This window comes from Streptomyces afghaniensis, from assembly GCF_044327915.1.
Lineage (GTDB): Bacteria > Actinomycetota > Actinomycetes > Streptomycetales > Streptomycetaceae > Streptomyces > Streptomyces afghaniensis.
In genome coordinates, this window is record NZ_JBIRGJ010000004.1 from 628,957 (window position 1) to 653,076 (window position 24,120).

A 24,120-nucleotide genomic window follows, 5' to 3' on the forward strand; every position below is an offset into this window, starting at 1 on the left:
CCACGGCGACCCGGCACCGAAAGACGGAGGACGCACACCATGAAGCAGATCCCCTACTGGCTCGACACCGCTCCCGCCCTGCCTGATCGTTCCGGAAAGGACCTGCCCGACGAGGCGGACGTGGTGGTGATCGGCGGCGGCCTCACCGGCCTTTCCACCGCCTACCACGCCGCCCGCAAGGGCGCCCGGGTGGTCCTCGTGGAGAAGGACAAGGTCGGCTCGGGCGCCTCCGGGCGCAACGGCAGCATGTGCACCCAGGGCCTCACCATCAGCCCCGCCGAGGCCCGCAAGCGCTACGGGCAGGAGCGGGCACGCGAGTTGTACGACGCGTTCCGCGAAGCGGTCGACGTGGTCGAGGAGATCACACGGACGGAAGAGATCGACTGCGACTTCCACCGCGCCGGGCGGCTCGGAGTCGCCTTCAAGCCGCAGCACTTCGCGTCGATGCGGGCCACCCAGCGCGACCTCGCGGACAACTTCGGCCACGAGACCCGGCTCCTGACCCGCGGTGAACTCAAGGCCGAGCTGGATTCGGACTACTACCACGGCGCCCTGCTCGACCCGCTGAGCGCCGCCCTGCACGTCGGCAAGTACGTGCACGGTCTCGCCGAGGCCGCGGAGCGGGCGGGTGCGGAGATCCACGAGCGCAACGCGGCGACCGGCCTCACCCGGCTGCCGGGCGGCGGCTTCGTGGTCGAGACCCTGCACGGCACGATCCGCGCCAAGCAGGTGATGGCGGCGACCGACGCCTACACCGACAAGTCGATGCCCTGGTTCCGCAAGCGGCTCATCAACGTCGGCAGCTTCATCGTCGTCACCGAACCGCTCGGCGAGGCACGCGCCAAGGCGCTGATCCCGAACGGCCGCCTGGTGGTCGACTCCAAGAACATCGGCCACTACATCCGCCTCACGCCCGACCACCGCCTCGCCTTCGGCGGCCGGGCCCGCTTCGCCCCCTCGAACCCGGCCTCGGACGTCAAGAGCGGCGACGTCCTGAAGCGGGAGATGACCGAGATCTTCCCGCAGCTCGCCGGGGTACGGATCGACTACGTGTGGGGCGGCATGGTCGGTTTCTCCTGGGACCGCCTCCCGCACGCCGGCGAGGCGAACGGCCTGTACTACTCGATGGGTTACTGCGGCCACGGTGTCCAGATGGCCACCTACATGGGCCGTGCGGTCGCCGAGATGATGGACGGCCGCCCGGAGGCCAACCCGCTGCGCGGCCTCGGCTTCCCGAAGGTCCCCGTCCCCTTCTACAACGGCACCCCCTGGTTCCTGCCGTTCGGAGGCGCGTACTACAAGGCGAAGGACCGCCTGCGCTGACCAGGCTCCGACACCAGAAACTGATGACCCATCAGTAGGTCATCAGTCACGGACTCTTGACTCGTGATGTGACAGTTGGTCATCCTCGTTCGCATCTTGGATGAGGTCATGACAACCCGGCCCGTCGCTCCCCGGCCCTCGGGGGCCTCGGGCGGCCGGGACGTCGACCCCGCCATCCCGCCGACCGAGGACGTGGGCCGTGACCAATGCAGGACGCCCGTACCGCCGACGCAAGAACGTCACCGTCGTGTCGCTCCTCCTGCTCGTGCTGGCCGTCGCGCTGGGCCCGACGCCGAGTTCGGCGGCCGGAACCGACTGGTGGAACCCGACCGCACGACCCGCGCCGGACTCCCGGATCAACGTCACGGGTGAGCCCTTCACCGGCACCGACGCCAAGGGTGAAGTGCGCGGCTTCGTCGACGCGCACGACCACATCTTCGCCAACGAGGGCTTCGGTGGCCGTCTGATCTGCGGCAAGCCGTTCTCCGAGCAGGGCGTCGCCGACGCGCTCAAGGACTGCCCCGAGCACTACCCGGACGGCTCGCTCGCGATCTTCGACTTCATCACCAACGGGGGCGACGGCAAACACGACCCGGTCGGCTGGCCCACCTTCAAGGACTGGCCGGCCCACGACTCGCTGACCCACCAGCAGAACTACTACGCCTGGGTGGAGCGGGCCTGGCGCGGCGGTCAGCGGGTGCTGGTCAACGACCTCGTCACCAACGGCGTCATCTGCTCCGTGTACTTCTTCAAGGACCGCGGCTGCGACGAGATGACCTCCATCCGGCTCCAGGCCAAACTGACGTACGACATGCAGTCCTTCGTAGACAAGATGTACGGCGGGCCCGGCAAGGGCTGGTTCCGGATCGTCACCGACAGCGCGCAGGCCCGTGAGGTGATCGAGCAGGGCAAACTGGCGGTCGTCCTCGGCGTCGAGACCTCCGAGCCCTTCGGCTGCAAGCAGGTCCTCGACATCGCGCAGTGCGGCAAGGCGGACATCGACAAGGGCCTGGACGAGTTGTACGCGCTGGGCGTGCGCAGCATGTTCCTGTGCCACAAGTTCGACAACGCCCTGTGCGGGGTCCGCTTCGACTCGGGCACCCTCGGAACGGCCATCAACGTCGGGCAGTTCCTGTCGACGGGCACCTTCTGGAAGACGGAGACGTGCAAGGGCCCGCAGCACGACAACCCCATCGGCAACGCGACGGCGGCCGCGGCCGAGAAGGAACTCCCGGCGGGCGTGGAGGTGCCCTCGTACAAGGCGGACGCCCAGTGCAACGTCCGAGGACTCACCGGACTCGGCGAGTACGCCGTCCGCGGCATGATGCAACGCGGGATGATGCTGGAGATCGACCACATGAGCGTCAAGGCCACCGGCCGGGTGCTCGACATCTTCGAGGCCGAGTCCTACCCCGGCGTGCTCTCCTCGCACAGCTGGATGGACCTGGACTGGACCGAACGGGTCTACGGCCTCGGCGGCTTCATCGCCCAGTACATGCACGGCTCCGAGGGATTCATCGCGGAGGCCGAGCGCACGGAGTCACTGCGCGACAAGTACGGCGTGGGCTACGGCTACGGCACCGACATGAACGGCGTCGGCGGCTGGCCGGCCCCACGTGGCGCGGACGCCCCGAACAAGGTCACCTACCCTTTCAAGAGCGTCGACGGCGGCTCCGTCATCGACCGGCAGACCACCGGCGAGCGCACCTGGGACCTGAACACCGACGGCGCCGCCCACTACGGCCTCGTCCCGGACTGGATCGAGGACATCCGCCGGGTCGGCGGCCAGGACGTGGTGGACGACCTCTTCCGCGGCGCCGAGTCCTACCTCGGCACCTGGGGGGCCTCCGAGAACCACAAGGCCCCAGGCAATCTCGCGAAGGGCGCCACCGCGTCGGCCAGTTCCTCGGAGTGGAGCCTGTTCACGAGCTACAAGCCGGACCGGGCCGTCGACGGCGACGGCGGCACCCGCTGGGCGAGCGACTGGAGCGACGACCAGTGGTACCGGCTCGACCTCGGTTCCACGCGGCTCGTCGAGCGGGTCACCCTCGACTGGGAGCGCGCATACGCGAAGTCGTACCGCGTCGAGCTCTCCACCGACGGTGTGAACTGGCGAACCGCCTGGTCCACGACAGCGGGTGACGGCGGCCTGGACACCGCGAGATTCGCCGGCACACCGGCCAGGTACGTACGCGTCCACGGCCTGGAACGCGGCACCGACCGGGGCTACTCCCTCTACGAGGTCGGCGTCCACGGCGGCTGACGCCCAGGAGAGGGCCTCCACGGCACGGTTGCCGTCCGCCGGTGTCCGGCGGCGTCCGGCCGGAATGAAGATATGAATCAGTCTTCATGTGTTCCTGTATGGTGGAGAGGCACGCGCCCCCGCCTGAAGGACCCTTGATGACCTCCACCCTCACTCCGCAGCCGGTCGACCGGGCGGAGCCCGCGCGCACCGGGACCGTGCCCCGACGGCGGACCCGTGTCCTGGCGCTCCCCGAGGCGCGCTGGGCCGCGGCGGCCACCGTCTTCTTCCTCCTCGCGCTGCCCTTGCAGCTGACCGGCGCCCCGGCCTGGACCTGGGGCCCGCTCTACGCCCTGTCGTACGTCACGGGCGGCTGGGAGCCGGGCTGGGAAGGGCTCAAGGCGCTCAAGGAGCGCACCCTCGACGTCGACCTGCTCATGGTCGTCGCCGCACTGGGCGCGGCGGCGATCGGGCAGGTCATGGACGGCGCCCTGCTCATCGTCATCTTCGCCACCTCCGGCGCGCTGGAGGCACTGGCCACCGCCCGCACCGCCGACTCCGTCCGCGGCCTGCTCGATCTCGCCCCCGCCACGGCCACCCGGCTGACCCCGGACGGCGGCGAACAGACCGTGGCCGTCGAGGAGCTGGCGGTCGGCGACACCGTCCTCGTCCGCCCCGGTGAGCGCGTCGGCGCCGACGGCCGCGTGCTGGACGGGGCCAGCGACGTAGACCAGGCGACCATCACCGGCGAGCCGCTCCCCGTGGCGAAGGAACCGGGCGACGAGGTCTTCGCCGGCACCCTCAACGGAACCGGCGCCCTGCGGGTCCGCGTCGAGCGCGACGCATCCGACTCGGTGATCGCCCGGATCGTCCGGATGGTGGAAGAAGCGTCCGAGACCAAGGCGCCCACGCAACTGTTCATCGAGAAGGTCGAACAGCGTTATTCACTGGGCATGGTGGCCGCGACCCTGGCCGTCTTCCTGGTGCCCCTCGCCTTCGGCGCCCAGCTCACCGACTCACTGCTGCGCGCCATGACGTTCATGATCGTGGCCTCTCCGTGCGCGGTCGTGCTGGCGACCATGCCGCCCCTGCTGTCGGCCATCGCCAACGCCGGACGGCACGGCGTGCTGGTGAAGTCGGCCGTGGTGATGGAGCGGCTCGGCCAGATCGACGCGGTCGCGCTGGACAAGACCGGCACGCTGACGGAGGGCAGCCCGCGCGTCACCGATGTCCGGCCGCTGCCCGGATCCGGCCTGGACGAAGGGGAGTTGCTGACGCTGGCGGCAGCCGCCGAGCGGCCCAGTGAGCATCCGCTGGCCCGGGCGGTCGTGGACGCGGCCCGTGAGCGCGGTCTCGGCCTTCCCGACGCGGAGGACTTCACCTCCGCGCCCGGCGTGGGAGTGACCGCCGTCGTGCAGGGCCGTACGGTCGCCGTCGGCGCCCCGGCCCGTCTCCTGGACGGCACCGGCAGCACGGTCGCCGCCGTCGCCGGGGAACTGGAGGAGTCCGGCCGTACCGCCGTCCTGGTCCTCGTCGACGGCGCCCCCGCCGGACTGCTCGGCATCGCCGACCGGCTGCGCCCGGACGCCGCCGCCACCGTCGCCGCGCTCACCACCCTCACCGGCACCGCGCCGGCACTCCTCACCGGCGACAACCCCCGGGCCGCCGCACACCTCGCCGCCGAGGCCGGCATCGACGACGTGCGCGCCGGGCTGCTGCCCCAGGACAAGCTGACGGCGGTTCAGGAGATGGAGCGCGCGGGCCGCAAGGTGCTGGTCGTCGGGGACGGCGTCAACGACGCACCCGCCCTGGCCGCCGCCCACACCGGGATCGCCATGGGCCGGGCGGGCTCCGACCTCGCGCTGGAGACCGCCGACGCCGTGATCGTGCGCGACGAACTCGCGGCGGTCCCCACCACCGTCGCCCTCTCGCGCCGCGCGCGCAGGCTGGTCGTGCAGAACCTCGTCATCGCCGGGGTGTTCATCACCGGCCTGGTCGTCTGGGACCTGGCCGGGAACCTGCCGCTGCCGCTTGGCGTCGCGGGCCACGAGGGGTCCACGGTCCTGGTCGGCCTGAACGGTCTGCGTCTGCTGCGGGAGACGGCCTGGCAGCGGGCCGCTGCCGAGGGAAGCGACTGACGAACGCCGTCAGGCCACCGGCGGCGGCCCGGTGCTGGCCCGCACCACGAGATCCACGGGGACGAGCGTGTCGACGCGAGGCCGTTCCCCGGGGCCGTCGATGCGGTCCAGGAGGAGCCGCAGGGAACGGGTGCCGATCTCGGCGAAGTCGGTGCGGACGGTGGTCAGGGGCGGCAGGAGATGGGCGGCCTCGGGGATGTCGTCGTAGCCGACGACGCTGACGTCCCCGGGGACCGAGCGCCCGGACTCGTGCAGGGCGTGCAGCAGGCCCAGGGCCATCTGGTCGTTCGAGGCGAACACCGCCGTCACCTCCCTACGCCGGGCCAGCCGGCGGCCCAGGTCGTAACCGGAGCCGGCGCTCCAGTCCCCGACGAGGGGGGCCGGGACATCGGCACCGGCCGCCTGGAGCGTCGCCTGCCAGCTCGCCAGCCGGTGGTCGGCGGAGGTCCAGCCGACCGGGCCCGCGATGTGCCAGACGGTGGCGTGCCCGAGGGCGAGCAGGTGCTCGGTGGCCTTGCGGGCACCGGTGCGGGAGTCGCCGGTGACCGGCGGTGTGCTGTCGTCGAGGGCGCTCTCCAGCACCACCAGGGGAGTTCCGAGGTCGGTCTGCGCCAGGGTCCGGCCGACCCACTGCTGCGGGGCGATCGCGATGACGCCGTCCGCGCCCTCGGCCGACAGCCGGTTCACGGCCTCGACGACGGTGTCGTGGTCGGCCGTGTCGAGCGCGATCGAGCTCACCAGGTAACCGGCCTCCTGGGCCGCGGTGTTGATGGCGGTCAGTATGGAGGCGGGCCCGTACCGGGCGGCGTCGAAGGAGATGACCCCGAGCATCCGGGTCCGGCCGCTGGCCAGCGACCGCGCGCTGCGGCTCGGCCGGTAGCCGAGCGTGCGCATGGCGTCCAGGACCGCCTCGCGCGTCTCCGGGCGGACGGCCGGATGGTCGTTGAGCACCCGGGAGACGGTCTGCTTGGAGACGTCGGCCAGCCGGGCCACGTCGGCCATCACCGGCCGTGCCCCAGCGAAGTTGCGCCTGCTGCGGCCCCTGGGCACGGGGCTGTCGGTGGCGCTCGGTGTCATGGCGGGTGTTTCCTCGACGTCGGTTACGGCGGTCCTGACCCCGCCCGGCAGGAGCACAGCATAGGCCGGGCGGGGCCCGCGGGGATTCTCAGCCGGCCCGCACCCGCCACGAGCGCGAGACCACCCACTCGGCGTGCTGCACACCCGCCGCACGCCACGCTTCGCCCACCTGTCCGGGCACATGAACCCGGGCATCCGCTGCCAACGGCAGCACCTTCAGCCGCAGGCCCTCCGTTCCCAGCGCCTCGACCGGCAGCCGGTCCAGGCCGATGTCCCAGACCCGGCCCGAGTAGAACTGGTCGGCGACCAGGACGTCCCCCACGAAGGCCCGGGCCAGGTCACCCGTCCAGTGCAGCCGCAGCAGGACACCGGCGGGCGCCCGCAGCAGGTCCTCCGGTACGTCGACGCGGTACTCGGCGGCCACCGTCTCCACGTACTTGTCCGCCGGCACACTCGCCCGGCCCTGCACACCGGTCACCGGCTCGGGCGCCGGACCGGCGGGCCTGACCAGGGTGACGGGCACCGCGCTGTCCGCGAGGGGCGGGGCCTCGATCGTGTAGCGGGTGAGCACGCCGTCCGCCGCCTCCCGCACCCGTGTCCCCGCCACCACCGGGGCGGAATCCGGCGCGGGCAGCACCGCGAAGGACGGCTCGGCGGCAGGGCTGTGCAGCCGTACCTCGGCACCGTCGAAGACGACGGCGTCCCCGGACAGCACCAGCCGCTCCGCTCCCCACGCGTCACCCCGGTAGACGGTACGGGCCGTCGCCGCGTCCAGGACCAGCAGCCCGACGCGTGAACCGTCGGCCGCGTCCACCTCGACCAGCGCGTCGGTGCCGGGCCGCACTCCGGTGACCAGGACCCGGCTGGCGACCGGCGTGGCCTCCCCGGACGGTGTGGCGACGGACGTCACCGTGTCGGCGTCCAGGGCGAGTTCGGGCACGATGCCGTCGGTCGCCGCCAGCACCAGGACCGTACGCCCGTCGGCCTCGACGGTGCACACCGGCTGCGCGGTCGCCCACTCCAGCCGCACCCCGGCCACGTCCAGCCGCAGCGGCCAGCAGAAGCAGGCGCCGGAGGGCACCGTGACGGGTACGCTCGGCAGCGTCAGCGCGGGTGCGTCCGGGAAGTCGACCGTGAAGGCCGTGTCCGGGTGGCCGGGCAGCGGCTCGTGCGGCTGGTGGTTGGTCACGAACAGGAAGCCCGACGTGCCGTCGGTACGAACGGCCCAGCGCAGCGTGTCCCGGTCGTGCTGCCCGGTCGGCAGCCGCTCGGGCAGCACGGACTCCATGGGAGCGATCCGGTGCCCGAAGCACTCCAGCAGCAGGTGCTGGAGCCGCAGTTCGTGGTACGAGGGCCGCACCTGGCCGTACTCGCCGAGCGGGGCCTGGAAGTCGTACGTCAGGACCGGCAGGTCGTTGGGGTAGCCGGTGGCGTGCGACTCCTGAAGGGTCGTCAGCTCGCCGCGCGGGTTCGTGCCGCCGTGGAACATGTAGTAGCCCTGCCAGACCGAACCGCAGCCGATCTTGGTGAGCCCCAGCGCGCCCACGTCGGCGGCCTCCACCCGGGGCCGCCGGTGGTAGGCCACCGCCATGCCGCCGCCCAACTCGCAGGTGGCCCAGGGAAATCGGTCCGCCGGGACCGGGTCGGTGCCACGTACCGTCGTGGGCCGCAGGTCGGCGCCGATGCCCTCGTCGTCGCGCTCGTGGGTGAAGAAGAAGTGCTTGCGGCAGGTGTCGGGCCAGCCGCCGTCCGCCTCCGTCCAGAACGCCTCCGGGTAGCCGCCGTACAGCGGCAGCAGTTCGTCGCCCGGGAGCTGGACCCCGCCCCAGGCGGTCGACGTCCACAGCGGCGCGCCGAGTCCGGCCTCCTGGGCCAGGCGCTTCAGGGTCCGCAGATGGCCGGGCTGGTCGTAGAGCTCGTTCTCGATCTGGATCGCGACGATCGGACCCCCGTGCGCCCGGTCCAGGCCGCGCAACTGCCCGGCGATCTCCGTGAACCAGTTGCGTACGGGCTCCAGATAGGCCGGATCGTCGGTGCGCGGCATGCCGGCGCGGGCGAGCAGCCAGTCGGGCAGGCCGCCGTTGCGCACCTCCGCGTGACACCACGGGCCGATCCGCGGGATGAAGTCCAGGCCGTGGCGGGCGCACAGCTCGGCGAAGCGGCGCAGGTCGCGGTCGCCGTCGAAGCGGATCCGCCCCTCGATCTCCTCGTGGTGGATCCAGATGACGTAGGAGGCGACGGCACTCACCCCGCCCGCCTTCAGCTTCAGCAGCTCCTCCTCCCACTCCCGGGCCGGGTAGCGGGAGTAGTGGAACTCGCCCGAGACCGGGAACCAGGGGCGGCCGCCACGGGTGAGCCAGCGGCCGGTGACCTCGATCGGGCCGGGCACGCCAGGCGCGTCCGTGAAGGGCAGGTGGCCGGTCAGCGGGGGAGCGGAGGGCGCGGGAACGCGCAGCCGGTGCGGGGTCACCAGGTGTTCTCCGGGCCGAGGTCGGGCGTGTCGGTGAGCTGCGCGCGGGTGGCGGCGGTGCCGTGCAGTTCCAGCAGGACCAGCTCGTTGGACCCCGGCCGCAGCACCGGCCCGGGGACGTAGAGCGTGTGCTGCGGGCCGCGGTTCCAGTAGCGGCCCAGGTGGAAGCCGTTGACCCAGGCCTGCCCCTTCGTCCAGCCGGGCAGCGAGAGGAAGGAGTCGGCGGGCGCGTCCACCTCGAAGGTGCCGCGATGGAAGGCCGGCACGGTGACCGCCGCCCCGTCGCCCGGGGTGAACGGCACCGCTTCCAGGTCGTCCAGCGACAGCGCGTGGCAGTCCCAGCCGCCCAGGACGGTGCCGTTGAAGGAGACCGGCCCGAGCAGGCCCTTCGGGGCGCCGATGCGGGGCCCGTAGTTGACGCCGCCCATGTTCTCCACGAGCACGTCGAGCGTCGCGCCCGGGCGCGGGACACGCACCGGCAGCGTCTCGTCGTGGCGTTCACGCTCCAGCACACCGACGGGTGCGCCGTCGACGAAGACCTGGGCACGGTCGCCGACACCGCCGGCGAAGTGCAGCAGGCCGTCACCGGAGGCGGGCAGGACGGTGCGGTAGAGCGCGTAGCCGTTGTGCAGCCCGAGTTCGCCCATGGTCACCGGGCCGTCGGTGCGGACGGGAGCGGTGAGCACGTCGGCGAGGGGAAGCAGAGGTGCCCGGCCGTCCAACTCGACCCCGGTCGGCGGCAGTTTGGGGCCGGGCGCCGGGACGGGCTCGTCGGGGACGCCGGCATGGCGGGCGATGACCTCGCGGAAGGCGTGGTACTTCGGGCCCGGGTCGCCGCACTCGGTGAGCGCGGCGTCGTAGTCGTACGACGTGACGGTGGGCTCGTAGGCGTGCTTGTGGTTGGCGCCGTTGGTGAAGCCGAAGTTGGTGCCGCCGTGGAACATGTAGATGTTGACGGACGCCCCGGCGGACAGCAGCCCGTCCAGATCGGCGGCGGCGTCGGCAGCGTCCCGGACGTGGTGCGGCCCGCCCCAGTGGTCGAACCAGCCGATCCAGAACTCCGCGCAGAAGAGCGGGCCTTCACTCTGGTATTCGCGCAGCCGCCCGAGGCACTGCTCGACCCGGCTGCCGAAGGTGGCGGCGGACAGCACGCCCGGCAGGCTCCCGGCGGCCAGGTGTTCGGGGTCGGCCTGGTCGCAGGTGAACAGCAGTTCCTCGACGCCCCGGGAACGGAACGCGTCGGCCAGGTGCTTGAGGTACGCGCCGTCGTCGCCGTAGGCCCCGTACTCGTTCTCCACCTGCACGGCGATGACGGGACCACCCGACGCCGCCAGGTGCGGCCGGAGCGCGGGCAGCAGCAGGTCCAGGTAGCGGTCGACGGCCCCGGTGAAACGCGGATCGCTGGACCGCAGCCGGATGTCCGGGTCCGAGGTCAGCCAGTCGGGCAGGCCGCCGCCGTCCCACTCGGCGCAGATGAACGGGCCGGGACGCAGCAGCACGTGCAGCCCCTCGCCCCGGGCGAGTTCGAGGAACCTGGGCAGGTCGAGGAGGCCGTCGAGCACGAGAGGCCCGTCGGGATCGGGCTGGTGGTGGTTCCACGGAATGTACGTCTCCACCGTGTTGAGGCCCATCAGCCGGGCCTTGCGCAGCCGGTCGGACCACAGGCCCGGGTGGACACGGAAGTAGTGCAGCGCACCGGAGATGATCCGGAACGGCTCGCCGTGCAGCAGGAATCCGTCGGACGTCGTCGTCAGGGCGGGCATGCGGAAGCTTCCCTTCGGGGTACGGGCGGAAGTGGGTGGGAGTCGATGGGAGCTGTCAGTGAGAGCGGGTGGCGCGGATCAGCCAGAGGGTGGCGCCCAGGCACAGCGCGGAGACGCCGCACAGCAGCAGCGGCACCGCGCGGACCCCCGACCACTCGATGGCCTTGCCCAGCGCCGGCCCGGCGGCGACACCGCCGATCATGGAGGCCGCGATGACCAGGGCACCGGCTCTCCGGGCCCGCGGGGCGGCCCGGTTCAGCCAGGGCAGCCCGGTCGGGAAGATCGGCGCGATGAACAGACCGACACCGGCGTACGCGTACGGCGCCAGCGCCGGCACGGACGCGGCCAGCAGACACACCGTCATGCCCGCGCACGAGACGACGATGATCGTCTGGGCGGAGAAACGCAGCGCGAGCGGCGCGACCAGGAAGCGGCCCACGGTCATCATCAGCCAGTACACGGAGGTGGCGGTGGCGGCGACGCCCGCGCCGTAGCCGACGGTCTCCAGATGCGTGGGTTCCCAGCCGCCGACACCGGCCTCGATGCCGACATGAAGGACGTAGAGCGCGACGAAGACGGCGAGCACCGAGGCGAGGCTCCGCCGGAGGACCGCGCCACCGCCGGCGCCGTCACCGGCCGGGACGGGCGCGTCGTTCCGTACTCCCTTCAGACACAGCAGCAAGGGCAGGTTGGCGAGGGCCAAACCGAGAAAGACGGCCGGGTAGTGCTCGGAGCCGACCAGACCGATCACGGCGGGGCTGAGGATGGCGCCGATGCCGAAGTGGGCGTGGAGGATGTTCAGCATCGCGGTCGAACGGTGGCCGAAGCCCACGGCGAACAGCTGGTTGAGCCCGTAGTCGATGCCGCCGAAACCGAGCCCGGCGAGCAGGGCCGCCGCCAGGGCGGTGGGCCAGCCGGGCGCCAGCGCGAAACCCGTCGCGCCGGCCGCCATCAGCAGGTAGGAGCTGCCGAGGATGTACCGGTTGCCGACCCGCCCGTAGAGCCGGTCGAACAGCAGCACACCGGCCACGCCACCGACGAAGTGGGCGCTGAGCCCCAGCCCGGCAGCGGACGGCGAGAGCCCGAACTCGGCACGGAGGCCGGGGATCGCGGGCCCGTACAGGGCCTGTAACGCACCCATGAGCACGAAGCCCGCACAGGAGGCGACCGCGGCGGCCCTGCTGAACACCGGGACCGACGGAGCGGTGGAGAGGGTGACCGCGCGGTGCGCGGTGGGCTGGTCGGTCACGCGGGCTCCGGGGGAGGGCCTGCCGGGTGGGGCGGGCGGAGGACATGTCGCGTTCGGCTCGCAGCGAGGGCGGGCGATGGCGATGTTACCGGTAACATTGGGCTCACGGACACCCCTTGACGGCGCGAATGAGAAGCGGCGCGGACTGGGCGCTGCCGCGCCCCCTCCAGTAATCGCGTGGTCAAGCCCGTACGGCGGCTGATCTAATGCGCGCGTGGGCCGTCTGGGCCCTCGGGTCGGCACAACGGACGGAAGGAAACCCTCGGCATGGCCGTCATCCACCGCACCACGGTCGAACCGACCAAGCTGGAACTGCTCACTTCCTGGCTGCCGTCCCGTCCGTGGTACCGCGGTGGCGCGGCCGGACCGCGGCTGGCCAAGGCCGGCGGGTTCCGGCTGGACGACCCGCAGGGCGAGGTCGGGATCGAGTTCATCGTCGTCACCGACACCTCCGGCCCGCACGCCGTCACCTACCTGGTGCCGCTCACCTATCGCGGCGCCGCGCTCGACGGGGCGGAGCACGCCCTCGTGGGCACCATGGAGCACGGCGTGCTCGGGCGGCGCTGGGCCTACGACGGTTGCCACGACCCTGTTCTGGTCGCCCAGTTGGTCGCCTTGATCGAGGGCCGGGTGCAGGCCCAGGACCAGAACATCAGCGATGTCCCCGACCGGGAGGTCGTCGCCTCGCGCACCGGCGAAGGCTCCCTCCCCACGGACTTCGTCGCCGCCGACGGCGAGGACGGCACCCGACTGACCACGCCGCACGGCACGACCCTCCACCTGCACCGGATCCTGCGACCTGCCCCGGACGGTCCGCTCCCGCCCTCCCAGGGAGCGACCGGCCAGGTCACCGGCTCCTGGGAGCTCCCGGACGGCACCCGTACCCGCGGGGTCTTCGCCGTTCTGCACACCAGCCCGCGGATCTAGTCCTCGGGGGAGAGGGGCCAGGCGACGATGCAGACGTCCGAGGTCCGGCGTGCGGTGGCCGCGGCCATCTCGACCGCCTGTTCACTTGGCCTGACGGCCGACGACGCGATCGTTCTTCAGGACTCGAACAAGCTCACTCTGCGTCTGCTGCCGTGCGACGTCCTGGCCCGGGTGGCGCCCGTAGCGCAGCAGGTCGCACAGTTCGAAGTCGAGCTCGCCCAGCGGCTCGCCGCATCCGGATGCCCGGTGGCTGTTCTCGAGCCTCGAGTGGAACCACGCGTCCATGAGCGTGACGGCTTCGCGGTCACGCTGTGGACGTACTACGAACCCGTGACACCTCGGGAGGTCTCACCAGCCGACTACGCCACCGCGCTCAACCTGCTGCATGCCGGCATGCGCAAGGTCGATGTCCCGACGCCGCACTTCACGGATCGAGTCGAGCAGGCTCAGCGACTCGTGGCGAACCGCGACCGCACCCCGGCGCTCGCCGACGCGGACCGGGAGTTGCTAGGCGACACCCTGCGGAGCCTGAGGCGAGTGATCGACGAGCGCGGCGGCGCCGAGCAACTGCTCCACGGCGAACCGCACCCGGGCAACCTGCTCGCCACGCGGAACGGACTGCTGTTCATCGACCTGGAGACGTGTTGCCGTGGGCCCGTCGAATTCGACCTCGCTCATGCGCCCGAAGAAGTAGGCGAGCACTATCCCGGTGTCGATGAGGACCTGCTGCGCGAATGCCGGATCCTCGTGCTGGCAATGATCACTACGTGGCGCTGGGACCGAGACGACCAACTCCCCGACGGGCGCCGCCTGGCCGGGGAGTGGCTCAGCCGGATCCGGGCAGCACTCGAGCGCAACGGCCTGGATTCCCACGGCTGATCGCGGGACTTCAGAAGGCACAGCCACAAGGTGTGCTTCGTACCCACGGCCGGCCCGGCCCGCGACCGTGAGGTCGTCGGCTCACGAACGGAGGCGGGCGCCCGTTCCCAGCCGGGCGGTGACTTCCCGGGGAGTGAGGGTCGAGTGCTCCGCAGAGCACTCGACGACGACGCGGACCGGGGCGTCACACTCGGTGTGGCGGACGTCCAGTACGGGGCCCTCGGAACCGAGGGCGTATGCCTCGCCCCACTGGCTCAGCGCCATCAGGACGGGCCACAGGTCCCAGCCCTTGCGAGTCAGGCGGTATTCGTTGCGGGAGCGGCTGCCGGGCTCCCGGTAGGGGACGGTCTTCAGGATGCCGGACGAGGTCAGCTTGCGGAGGCGGTCGCTGAGGACGGCCTCCGACAGGCCGATGTGGCGGTGGAAGTCGTCGAAGCGGCGGACGCCGTTGACGGCATCACGCAGGATCAGCAGCGTCCACTTCTCCCCGATCACATCGAGCGTGCGCTGGACGGGGCAGTTCTCCGTGCTCGCCTCAAGCCACTCCATCCCACCATCGTAAGCGAGCTGACTTCACCATTGACAGTCAGGTGAACAAAAGCCTAGCTTCACTTGAAAAAGTCAGCTGACAGGCAGAGGGAAGGGCGCTGGACCGTGGGGCGAACGCGTACGTATCACTGGGACGATCCCGCGATCTCGGCGGAGGCCGCCGGGCAGATGGCCGGCATCGACTTCCTGCGCGAGGTGCAGGCGGGGCGGCTGCCGAGGGCGCCGATCAGCAGCACCGTCGACTTCGCCCTGGACGAGGTGGAGCCCGGCAGGGCGGTCTTCTCTCTGACGCCGGGGGAGGAGCACTACAACCCGATCGGCAGCGTCCACGGCGGCGTCTTCGCCACCCTGCTCGACTCGGCGGCGGGCTGCGCCGTCCAGTCCCTGCTCCCGCAGGGCATGGCGTACACCTCGCTCGACCTGACGGTGAAGTTCCTGCGGCCGATCACCGTGGACACGGGCCCGGTGCGCGCCATCGGCACGGTCGTGAACAAGGGCCGCCAGACCGCCCTCGCCCAGGCCCGATTGGTCGACACGAAGGACCGTCTCCTCGCCCACGCGACCAGCAGCTGCATGCTCTTCCCGGTGCCCGCCCGTCAGGTGTGACTCCGCAGACGGCCGACTCTTTGGATTACGTTCGCAATCCCATAGAATTGCGAAGCTGACGAAGGGCAGACGGGCCCTTCCGGGCGGCGAAGGAGCGTATGCCTTGGTGCGGTACGGAAAAGAGCACAAGGCGGAGACGAGGCGGCGGATCATCGAGACGGCCGGCCGCCGGTTCAAGCAGGACGGTATCGACGGCTCCGGTGTCTCGACGCTCATGAAGGACGCGGGGCTGACCAATGGTGCCTTCTACGCTCACTTCGAATCCAAGGACGACCTCGTCGCCACGGCAATCGCCGACCAGGTGAAGGTGCAGGCCGAGAGCGTCGTCGCGCGGGCCGCGCCGGGCCGTGCCGGACTCGAGCAGATCGTGCGGGGGTACCTGTCGCCCCAGCACCGCGACAGCCTCGGCGACGGCTGCCCCAACGCCGCTCTGCTCGACGAGATCGGGCGCTGTACCGACGCGACCAGGCAGGCGTACACCGACGGCGTGCTGGTCCTGATCGACGGCATTGCCGCCCGCATGGCGCCCGAGGCCCCGTCCTCCGCCCGCGTGAAGGCGCTCAGCCTCCTCGGCCTGATGGCAGGGACACTGCAGCTTTCCCGCGCCTTGACCGACAGGCAACTCGCCGATGAGCTCCTCGAGCAGGGGATCGACAACGCCCTCGCCCTGGTGGACGCCGGGCGGCGCGTCTGACGCACCACGTCCCGAGGGGGTGTCCGCAAGCGAACAAGGCCACCCGGTGGAAGCGAAGGACATCGAGAGCGTTCCCGGCCCGGCCTTTCGGATGAAGCCCGCCCGAGTGAGCTGAGGACTCCTCCGTCAGCCTTGGCGTCGCAGGTGCGTCGTAACCGGACAGCGCGCGATTTCCGCGAGACGCTGCCTCTGGCACCCGCCTCGCCCCAGTCCGCTGTCCCTCCGGAGTCCGCCATGGCAGCACCGCCGGTCCCGTCCACGGAGGACGGATACCGCTTCGACGACCTGCGCGCTCTCTTCATCAACTGCACGCTCAAGCCGTCGCCCCAGCTCAGCCACACCCAGGGGCTCATCGACAAGAGCCGGGCGATCATGGACGCGCAAGGGGTGACCACGGAGCTCGTCCGCGCGGTCGACCAGGACATCGCGCCGGGCGTCTACCCGGACATGACCGAACACGGTTTCGCCACCGACGCCTGGCCCGCGCTGTACGAGCAGGTGATGGCAGCGGACATCCTGGTCCTGGCCGGGCCCATCTGGCTGGGCGACAACAGCTCCGTCACCAAGCAGGTCATCGAGCGTCTGTACAGCTGCTCCAGCCTGCTCAACCCCCAGGGACAGTACGCCTACTACGGACGGGTCGGAGGGTGCCTGATCACCGGCAACGAGGACGGGGTCAAGCACTGCGCCATGAACGTCCTCTACAGCCTTCAGCACCTCGGCTACACCGTCCCGCCGCAGGCGGACGCAGGCTGGATCGGCGCCGCGGGCCCCGGACCCTCGTACCTGGACCCCGGCTCGGGCGGCCCGGAGAACGACTTCACCAACCGCAACACCGCCTTCATGACCTGGAACCTGATGCACTTGGCGGCCCTGCTCAAACGCGCCGGAGGGATCCCGGCCCACGGCAACCAGCGCACGGAGTGGGACGCGGGCTGCCGGCCCGGGGCGGACAACCCGGAGCACCGCTGAGCCGGACCGGGAGCCCACTGCTCTCGGCCCCCTGTTCCCCGTCCCCGTCCCCGTCCCCGTCTTCGTGACCGTCTTCGTGACCGACGGCGCGACGTAAGGATTCCGTCATCAGCCGCGGGGTGCTGCCCGGCCGCCAGTCGCCCGTTGAATGGGCAGGGAGCAGCGGGAACTCTCAGGAAGCGAGCGGGGATGAGGCGCGTGCGAAAGGCATTGACCGGGCCGTTGGTCATCGCGGTGTTGGTGGTGGCGGTCGTCGGAGGCGGCTTCGGGCTGTACTGGTTCCAGCCGTGGAAGCTGTGGCAGGACGAGACCGTCCGAGAGGCCCTTCCTGGGGTCGCGGAGGCCTCCGTCCCTCCTGCCGCGGCGCCATCCGACGAGCCTTCCGCGCCGTCCTCCCCGGCCGCCGGTCCGCAGACGCTGGCCAGCGGTGAGCTGATCAGCCACGAGCACGCGACGTCGGGCACGGTGAAGCTCGTACGGCTGGCCGACGGCTCCCACGTCGTCCGGCTGGAGAACCTCGACACCAGTAACGGGCCGGACCTGCGTGTCTGGCTGACCGACGCGCCGGTGAAGCAGGGGAAGGCCGGGTGGCATGTCTTCGACGACGGGAAGTACGTCAGCCTCGGCAAGCTGAAGGGCAACAAGGGAAGTCAGAACTACGCCCTGCCCCCCGACGTGGATCCGTCGAACTACGGCAGCGTGAGCATCTGGTGCGACCGTTTCGACGTGTCGTTCGGCGCCGCCGGCCTCACTCGAGTCTGACAGCGGTCCGGCCGTGGCCGGGCGCGACAGGTGAGCCAGGCCAGCGCCGACGGAGAACGGTCCATTGCGGCCGGAGGCAGCGTCGGCGCCGCCGCGGCAGGCATGGCGCCGCGCCCGCATCCTCGCCGACACCGTCCGCGGCCCCCACCCCGCCTCCGGCGTCCGGGACGGTGACCGCAGCCGGCGACAGGTCCATCGCAGCGGGCGGTCATATAGGCAGCACCTTGTCGGACGACGCCTGAGTCAAACGAGGCACGATTCCTGGACCGCTCGCGGAGGCGGACGTGGACGATCGAAGAACGCGTCAGCTGACCCGAAGACCGACCGCCAGAGTCAGTTCAAGGACCCGATGCGGTGACCCGAGATCCGGAAACAGCTCCCGCAGCTGGGACATCCGGTACCGGACGGTCTGGGGATGGATGAACAACTCCGCTGCCACCTCCTCCCGCCTGCCCTGGTGCAACAGCCACGCCCGCAACGTCTCTTCCAGCCGCCGCGCCGTCGCGACAGGCAAGGTCTGCAACGGTGCGAGGGCTCGGGCTCGCAGGTCTGCATACGCGTCCGCGTCGGCGCTCAGTACCAGCTCGGGCAGGTGGTCCTCGGTGTCGCGGATATCGCAGGAGAGGGACCGCGCCCGTACGGCTCGTTCGTATGAGGCGGACGCACGCGTCCATGGCCGGGCCGGGCCGACCACGGCGGTGCGGTCGGCCAGCTGCCTCAAGAGATGTGATCGGTCGGCATCGGGGACGAGCAGCACGCCCAATGCGTCCGGCAGATCGTCGAGGACGAGGGTGTTCGGGTCGAGCGCGCGGTAGGCAGGCCGGGCCTGGGCGGCGGGCAGCAGGACCGCGGTCAGCGAAACCGGAGGCTGCCACCCTGCCCGTTGAGCAGAGGCCAGCAGCGCGTCCGGGCTCGCGCCGGTGAGGAGGTCGCGGACCAGTTGTTCCAGGTGGCGCTCATGAACCCGGCCCCGGGCGGCCAGTTCGTCGGCGTGGCCCGCGGCGCTCGCGGCGGATAGCTCGTCGATGTAGGCGAAGGTCAGCTCGGCGAACTTGGCGACCTCGGCGGCGGGCAGACCTGCGGGTACGGCACCCGCGGCCAGGCAACGCCAGGCCACGCGGGCGCCGACGCGGTAGGCGCTGAGCAGGGCGTCCATCGAACGGCCGTCGCGCACCTCGCCGCGGCCCAGCTCGTAGGCTGCGTCACCGGCGTCGCCGCCCGTGGCGTTCCCGCTCGCCACGTCCAGGTAGTGGCCCAGGGCAGTGCGGACGGCTCGGCGGATGGTGCCGCCCATGCTGCCCGAAAGGGCGTTGGCGTAGGGAGGGACCTCGTCGATGATCGCCTGGACGACCTCGTCGGCGGTGGTCTTCAGCGCGGCCCGCAGTACGGTGACCGTCGTCTCATCAAGGGCCAGTTCGGTGGCCCTCTGCTGTACATGGCTCATAGTTTGTTCCCTGCGAACAATCCAGCCGACTAGATTCACATCTTAGGGACAGGACTTTACGCCCTGAGGCGCATCAAGCTGGAGTCATGACGAGTGCAGCCCTCCGCAGCAGGGCGTGGAAACTGCTGGAGATGGTCACGACGCCGCTGCTGCCGTCGGACTACCTCGACCTGGTCAGCCCGCTGCGTGCGGGCGCCGACCTGCGTGGGCGCATCGAGGCCGTGCACCCCGAGACGCGTGACGCCGCGACCATCGTGATCAGGCCGGGACGGGGCTGGCGCGGCCACACAGCTGGTCAGTACGTGCGGATCGGGGTCGACGTCGACGGGGTGCGCCTGTGGCGTGCCTACTCGCTCACCTCGCCGACAAACCGCTTGGACGGCCGCGTCACGATCACCGTGAAGGCGATCCCGGACGGCAAGGTCAGCAACCACCTGGTCCGCAGGGCGAAACCGGGCACGCTGATCCACCTCGACCAGGCGACCGGTGACTTCGTGCTGCCGCAGGCCAAGCCCGCCAAGGTGCTCTACCTGACGGCCGGCAGCGGCATCACGCCCGTGATGGGCATGCTGCGCGACACCGAATTCGACGACGTCGTCATGATCCACTCCGCGCCACAGCCGCACGACGTGATCTTCCGCAACGAACTGCATGACCTGGTCGCGGACAAGAAGCTGCGGCTCACCGAGGTGCACACCGCCACGGACGGCATGCTCGACGTCGCCCGTCTCGACGAGCTCGTGCCCGACTGGGCCGAGCGCGAGACCTGGGCTTGCGGGCCCGCGGGCCTGCTCGACGCCGCCGAAGAGCACTGGAGCGAGCACGGCGTCCGAGAGCGCCTGCACACCGAACGCTTCCGCCCCAGCATCGTCGCCGCCGGCGACGGCGGCGAGGTCACGTTCAGCACCACCGGCAAGACCGTCGACGCGGACGGCGGCACGCCGTTGCTGGACGTCGGCGAGGAGGCCGGCGTGCTCATGCCCTCCGGGTGCCGCATGGGCATCTGCTTCGGCTGCGTCACGCCCCTCAAGGCGGGCGCCGTCCGCGACCTGCGCACCGGCGAGATCACCGAGGCCGAACCGGGCGTCCTCATCCAGACCTGCGTGTCCGCCGCCGCGGGCCCCTGCGACATCGAACGGTAGGAACAGCTTGACCGCCATCGACCCCACCGCCCACCTGACCGCGGAGCAGATCGAGGAGCTCGGCCGCGAGCTGGACGCGATCCGCGACGAGGTGATCGCCGGCCGCGGCGAGAAAGATGCCGCCTACATCCGCAAGGTCATCTCGGCGCAGCGCAAGCTCGAGCTGGTCAGCAGGGGCGTACTGCTGTTCTCGATCTTCCCGCCCGCGTGGCTGATCGGCACCGCCGGTCTGTCCGTGGCGAAGATCATGGACAACATGGAGATCGGCCACAACATCCTGCACGGCCAGTGGGACTGGATGCGGGACCCGAAGATCCACTCCACCACCTGGGAATGGGATCACGTCTCGCCGGCCGACCAGTGGAAGCACTCGCACAACGAGCTGCACCACACGTACACCAACGTGATCGGCAAGGACAACGACCTCGGCTACGGCATCATGCGCGTCGACGAGGACCAGAAGTGGCACCCGTTCCACCTGGGCCAGCCGCTGTGGAACTTCATCAACGCCTGCTTCTTCGAGTACGGCATCGCGGCGTACGACTTGGAGCTCGGCAAGAACCTGCACAAACGCCGCCGCAAGAACCCCGAGTTCCGCGCGCGGGCCAAGGCCGTGGGCCGCAAGATCCGCAAGCAGGTGCTCAAGGACTACGTGATCCACCCGCTCCTGTCGGGACCGTCGTTCCTCCCCACGCTCGCCGCCACGTTCACCGCGAACCTGGTCCGCAATCTCTGGACCCACTCGGTGATCATGTGCGGGCACTTCCCCGAGGGCGTACAGGTCTTCGAGCGCCGGTCGATCAAGGGCGAGACGCGCGGCCAGTGGTACCTGCGCCAGATGATGGGCTCGGCGAACATCAGCGGCAGCAAGGCCATGCACTTCATGACCGGCAACCTGTCACACCAGATCGAGCACCACCTGTTCCCGGACCTGCCGAGCAACCGGTACGCCGAGGTCGCGGTGAAGGTGCGCGCGCTGTTCGAGAAGTACGAGCTGGAGTATGTCACCGGGCCGCTGCCCAAGCAGGTGTTCTCCGCGTGGCGCAAGGTCTTCCGGCTCTCACTGCCGAACAAGAAGCCCAAGGTCAAAACCCCGGACCGCGAGCAGGAGCTCGTCGCGGCCTGATTCCCGGCAGGGGTCCGGTCACCTATCCGGAGCCCATCAAGCCGCGCTTGCTGGTGGAGGTTCCCGAATAAGAGGTTCTCGCCTCAGGGTTGCTGGCGGGACAGGGCCGGCCGACATCGCTGGGGCGGATGCGGGACGGCGCGGTCGAGGGCTCCGACGCGATCTGATGACTCGTCAGTAAAGTCAGCAAGTGGTCAGCATCATGTGTGGCCAACTGTCCCGCGGCGCCCTGCGATGCATCCTGCCCGCTTCCGGTCAATCCCGTTCAACCCCCGCCTACTTCCCTGCACATTCATCTGGAAAATGCCAAAGCCTTCACCTGGGCCGAGTACTTTCCGTAGTGTCGTGCTCACGTTCGCGGGAACGGCCGTGCAGGGGAGGGGGATCCGGCGTGCCCGGAATCGACGAGAGTCTGCTGGAGGCCATGCGGCTGCCCGGTGCGCGAGGGGCGGCGGTGGTCGACTGGATCAGCGGTCTCGCCCTGGGCGCGGTGGGTGACGCGCCGGGCGGCGATCTGGAGGCGGCGGCCGCGGAGACCGCCGAACTCGCCCGTCTCGCCACGGAGAGTGGCGTGCTCGCCCCGGCCGACGGCGACGCGGGCGGAGCGTCCGGCAAGGAACCGCCCGTGCAGGACCTGATCATCACGAACAGCGACTCGTACCACCTGCTCAGGTTCGTCACCACGACCTTCGACAGCACCGTGTTCCTGCACTTATGGCTCGACCGTGGTGAGGGCAACCTCGCCCTGGCCCGCATCCGGCTGGCCGAGATGGCGGACAGACTGGTGCTCGGATGATCACGCCGACCCGGATATCACGCACGGACGAACCGGCCTCGGCCCTGCTCGGCACCCTGGCCGCACAGGGCGCGAGCGGCGCCCTGTCCACCGAGGCGGGGATCGTCTACCTGGCCGCGGGACACGTCGTGCATGTCGAATCCGCCCTCACCCCCGACATCGGCGATCTGCTCACACACAGCGGCGCGCTCGCCCCGGACGGCTGGTGGGAAGCGATCGACCAGGCCGGTCGCCGTTGCCGTGTCGGCCGTCAGCTGGTGGACAGCGGCCGCCTCGCCGTAGGCGCGCTCGAACTGTGCCACCTGGGCGCCCTCTTCGACGCGGCGTACTTCGTCCTCGCCCACGACGGACCGGCCCTCCGCTTCCGCCCCGGAGCCGCGCACTGGCTCGGCGCGGTCCGTGCCGTGCCGGTGGACACCGTCCTGCGCGAGTCGAGACGCCGCCGCGAACTGCTGCACCGCATATGGCCCGAACCCGCCATCGACCTGGCTCCGCTCGCCCGCGTGCCCGGCACCAGCCCGGCGGAGCTGCCGGCCCGCCGCAGCCGCACGCTCGCCCAGGTCGACGGTGTCCGCACGGCCGCCCAGATCGCCACCGTCCTCGCCTGCCGCACCTTCCACACCCTCGTCGAACTCCGCCGCCTGGCCGCCGCAGGGCTCGTCGTGCCCAAAGTCCCCGCCCCTGCTCCAGCCTCTGCCCCCACCCCTGCCCCTGCCCCCGAACCCGTGTCCGCCGAGCCGGGCCCCGCCCCTCGTCCTACGGCACCGGACGAGCCCGACACCGCACTGCTGCGACGGCTCCTGCACGCCTTGGAGGCACTGTGATCCGCGCGCGACGACAGCGTGCCGAAAGGAGACTGCTCATGGCCGTCGAGACCGACGTCCTCGACGAACTGCGTCGGCTCCGCACCCGCATACCCCGCCTGACCGGTTCGCTCGCGGCCACCGTCGACGGACTGGTCCTCGCCCACGACGTCCCGGACACCGAACCGGAGGGGCTCGCGGCGCTCACCGCCGCCGCCCTCGGCGTCGCCCACCGCATGACCGACGCCGCGGCCCGCGGCGACTTCCGTGAACTGCTGGTGCGCGGTTCCACAGGCTATGTCGCCACCTACGCGGCCGGGGCGACCGCCGTTCTCACCCTCCTCGCCGAGGACCGCGTCAACGTCGGCCGCCTCCATCTCGAGGGCCGGCGCGGCGGCGCCCGGATCGCGGACCTGGTGGCCACGCACGTCGGCCCGGGCACCGGCCGCCACGCCGACCGGCCCGCGCCCGCCGAACACCTCGCGGCGGCGCCCCCGGCCACGGCCCGCCCCATCGGCACCCTCCCGGTACGCACCCCGCAGCGGCCCACCCACCAGCCGCGCCCGCAGACCGGCATCTGAGCCACCGGAACCACCGGAACCACCGGAACCACCGGAACCACCGGAACCACCGGGACCACCGGGACCACCGGGACCACCGAACCACCCGACTCACCGAAGAAACACCGAACGAAAGGAACCGCCCGCATGGCCAACACGGAGACCGCGCTGAAGGAATGCCTGAGCTCCATCGACGGAGCGACGGCCGTGGCGCTCGTCGACTACACCAGCGGCATGGCGCTCGGCACCCTCGGCGGCAGCAAGGACTTCAACCTGGAAGTCGCCGCCGCAGGCAACACCGACGTCGTACGGGCCAAGCTGCGCACCATGGAACTCCTGGGCCTGAAGGAGGAGATCGAGGACATCCTGATCACCCTGAACTCCCAGTACCACCTCATCCGCCTGCTCAAGGGACGCGGCGGCAGCGGACTGTTCCTGTACCTCGTGCTCGACGCGAGCCGCGCGAACCTGGCGATGGCCCGCCACCAGCTCCGCCGGATCGAAAACGACCTGGAGGTCTGAGCCGGCACCACCGGACGGGAGCCCTCCGCCACGGACACGTCGCGGAGGGCCCCGGCAGGCCGGACGGCGGCACCTA

Annotated in this window: 21 protein-coding genes; 15 read left to right on the top strand and 6 right to left on the bottom strand. The window is 70.9% G+C overall.

The window, feature by feature from the left end; translation table 11 throughout:
- Positions 1 to 39 precede the first annotated feature (39 nt).
- The 3 genes from ACH4G3_RS17360 to ACH4G3_RS17370 all read left to right on the top strand — a co-directional run bounded on the left by ACH4G3_RS17360 (position 40) and on the right by ACH4G3_RS17370 (position 5,703).
- Positions 40 to 1,323 carry an NAD(P)/FAD-dependent oxidoreductase gene (locus ACH4G3_RS17360; protein WP_397625271.1) on the top strand — a complete coding sequence of 428 codons (1,284 nt, stop codon included), beginning with the start codon at positions 40 to 42 and terminating at the stop codon, positions 1,321 to 1,323.
- A gap of 199 nt (positions 1,324 to 1,522) precedes the next feature.
- The gene (locus ACH4G3_RS17365; protein WP_397625272.1) at positions 1,523 to 3,586 is read left to right on the top strand and encodes a discoidin domain-containing protein; all 2,064 of its coding nucleotides are present in this window, start codon (positions 1,523 to 1,525) and stop codon (positions 3,584 to 3,586) included.
- Between the two features lie 137 nt (positions 3,587 to 3,723).
- Complete coding sequence (locus tag ACH4G3_RS17370) at positions 3,724 to 5,703, top strand: heavy metal translocating P-type ATPase (protein WP_397625273.1); 1,980 nt, start codon at positions 3,724 to 3,726, stop codon at positions 5,701 to 5,703.
- Positions 5,704 to 5,712: 9 nt separating this feature from the next.
- Here ACH4G3_RS17370 and ACH4G3_RS17375 read toward each other — a convergent pair whose 3' ends face one another.
- The 4 genes from ACH4G3_RS17375 to ACH4G3_RS17390 form a co-directional block, all read right to left on the bottom strand.
- Positions 5,713 to 6,780 (bottom strand): LacI family DNA-binding transcriptional regulator, encoded by a 1,068-nt coding sequence (locus tag ACH4G3_RS17375; protein WP_397625274.1) that lies wholly within the window; start codon positions 6,778 to 6,780, stop codon positions 5,713 to 5,715.
- 88 nt (positions 6,781 to 6,868) lie between these two features.
- The gene (locus ACH4G3_RS17380) at positions 6,869 to 9,253 is read right to left on the bottom strand and encodes a beta-galactosidase (protein ID WP_397625511.1); all 2,385 of its coding nucleotides are present in this window, start codon (positions 9,251 to 9,253) and stop codon (positions 6,869 to 6,871) included.
- The gene (locus ACH4G3_RS17385) at positions 9,247 to 11,013 is read right to left on the bottom strand and encodes a glycoside hydrolase family 35 protein (protein ID WP_397625275.1); all 1,767 of its coding nucleotides are present in this window, start codon (positions 11,011 to 11,013) and stop codon (positions 9,247 to 9,249) included. Before ACH4G3_RS17385 ends, ACH4G3_RS17380 begins: the two co-directional genes overlap by 7 nt.
- A gap of 55 nt (positions 11,014 to 11,068) precedes the next feature.
- On the bottom strand, positions 11,069 to 12,262 hold the full coding sequence (locus ACH4G3_RS17390; protein ID WP_397625276.1) for an MFS transporter: 1,194 nt from the start codon (positions 12,260 to 12,262) through the stop codon (positions 11,069 to 11,071).
- A 267-nt stretch (positions 12,263 to 12,529) separates the two neighbouring features.
- Here ACH4G3_RS17390 and ACH4G3_RS17395 point away from each other — a divergent pair, with 267 nt between their 5' ends.
- Positions 12,530 to 13,189 (top strand): maltokinase N-terminal cap-like domain-containing protein, encoded by a 660-nt coding sequence (locus ACH4G3_RS17395; protein ID WP_397625277.1) that lies wholly within the window; start codon positions 12,530 to 12,532, stop codon positions 13,187 to 13,189.
- 27 nt (positions 13,190 to 13,216) lie between these two features.
- Positions 13,217 to 14,068 carry a phosphotransferase enzyme family protein gene (locus ACH4G3_RS17400; protein ID WP_397625278.1) on the top strand — a complete coding sequence of 284 codons (852 nt, stop codon included), beginning with the start codon at positions 13,217 to 13,219 and terminating at the stop codon, positions 14,066 to 14,068.
- Positions 14,069 to 14,149: 81 nt separating this feature from the next.
- Here ACH4G3_RS17400 and ACH4G3_RS17405 read toward each other — a convergent pair whose 3' ends face one another.
- The gene (locus ACH4G3_RS17405) at positions 14,150 to 14,617 is read right to left on the bottom strand and encodes a winged helix-turn-helix transcriptional regulator (protein WP_354742589.1); all 468 of its coding nucleotides are present in this window, start codon (positions 14,615 to 14,617) and stop codon (positions 14,150 to 14,152) included.
- 105 nt (positions 14,618 to 14,722) lie between these two features.
- Between ACH4G3_RS17405 and ACH4G3_RS17410 the strand changes: the two genes are divergently transcribed.
- The 4 genes from ACH4G3_RS17410 to ACH4G3_RS17425 all read left to right on the top strand — a co-directional run bounded on the left by ACH4G3_RS17410 (position 14,723) and on the right by ACH4G3_RS17425 (position 17,651).
- Positions 14,723 to 15,223 carry a PaaI family thioesterase gene (locus tag ACH4G3_RS17410; protein ID WP_397625279.1) on the top strand — a complete coding sequence of 167 codons (501 nt, stop codon included), beginning with the start codon at positions 14,723 to 14,725 and terminating at the stop codon, positions 15,221 to 15,223.
- 103 nt (positions 15,224 to 15,326) lie between these two features.
- Positions 15,327 to 15,917 carry a TetR/AcrR family transcriptional regulator gene (locus ACH4G3_RS17415; protein ID WP_397625280.1) on the top strand — a complete coding sequence of 197 codons (591 nt, stop codon included), beginning with the start codon at positions 15,327 to 15,329 and terminating at the stop codon, positions 15,915 to 15,917.
- 234 nt (positions 15,918 to 16,151) lie between these two features.
- Positions 16,152 to 16,889 carry a flavodoxin family protein gene (locus ACH4G3_RS17420; RefSeq protein ID WP_397625281.1) on the top strand — a complete coding sequence of 246 codons (738 nt, stop codon included), beginning with the start codon at positions 16,152 to 16,154 and terminating at the stop codon, positions 16,887 to 16,889.
- 189 nt (positions 16,890 to 17,078) lie between these two features.
- Positions 17,079 to 17,651 carry a DM13 domain-containing protein gene (locus ACH4G3_RS17425; RefSeq protein WP_397625282.1) on the top strand — a complete coding sequence of 191 codons (573 nt, stop codon included), beginning with the start codon at positions 17,079 to 17,081 and terminating at the stop codon, positions 17,649 to 17,651.
- 304 nt (positions 17,652 to 17,955) lie between these two features.
- Here the strand turns inward: ACH4G3_RS17425 and ACH4G3_RS17430 are convergent, their stop codons facing one another.
- Positions 17,956 to 19,095 (bottom strand): PucR family transcriptional regulator, encoded by a 1,140-nt coding sequence (locus ACH4G3_RS17430; RefSeq protein ID WP_397625283.1) that lies wholly within the window; start codon positions 19,093 to 19,095, stop codon positions 17,956 to 17,958.
- An 86-nt stretch (positions 19,096 to 19,181) separates the two neighbouring features.
- On the opposite strand from ACH4G3_RS17430, the gene ACH4G3_RS17435 reads away from it, so the two are divergent.
- The 6 genes from ACH4G3_RS17435 to ACH4G3_RS17460 all read left to right on the top strand — a co-directional run bounded on the left by ACH4G3_RS17435 (position 19,182) and on the right by ACH4G3_RS17460 (position 24,044).
- Complete coding sequence (locus ACH4G3_RS17435) at positions 19,182 to 20,237, top strand: ferredoxin reductase (RefSeq protein WP_397625284.1); 1,056 nt, start codon at positions 19,182 to 19,184, stop codon at positions 20,235 to 20,237.
- 7 nt (positions 20,238 to 20,244) lie between these two features.
- On the top strand, positions 20,245 to 21,363 hold the full coding sequence (locus ACH4G3_RS17440; RefSeq protein WP_383838417.1) for a fatty acid desaturase family protein: 1,119 nt from the start codon (positions 20,245 to 20,247) through the stop codon (positions 21,361 to 21,363).
- A gap of 391 nt (positions 21,364 to 21,754) precedes the next feature.
- Positions 21,755 to 22,159 carry a hypothetical protein gene (locus ACH4G3_RS17445; RefSeq protein WP_354742536.1) on the top strand — a complete coding sequence of 135 codons (405 nt, stop codon included), beginning with the start codon at positions 21,755 to 21,757 and terminating at the stop codon, positions 22,157 to 22,159.
- The gene (locus tag ACH4G3_RS17450) at positions 22,156 to 22,983 is read left to right on the top strand and encodes a hypothetical protein (RefSeq protein WP_397625285.1); all 828 of its coding nucleotides are present in this window, start codon (positions 22,156 to 22,158) and stop codon (positions 22,981 to 22,983) included. Before ACH4G3_RS17445 ends, ACH4G3_RS17450 begins: the two co-directional genes overlap by 4 nt.
- Before the next feature lie 38 nt (positions 22,984 to 23,021).
- Complete coding sequence (locus tag ACH4G3_RS17455; RefSeq protein WP_243381931.1) at positions 23,022 to 23,543, top strand: roadblock/LC7 domain-containing protein; 522 nt, start codon at positions 23,022 to 23,024, stop codon at positions 23,541 to 23,543.
- Positions 23,544 to 23,669: 126 nt separating this feature from the next.
- Positions 23,670 to 24,044 carry a hypothetical protein gene (locus ACH4G3_RS17460; protein WP_397625286.1) on the top strand — a complete coding sequence of 125 codons (375 nt, stop codon included), beginning with the start codon at positions 23,670 to 23,672 and terminating at the stop codon, positions 24,042 to 24,044.
- Positions 24,045 to 24,120: the final 76 nt, after the last annotated feature.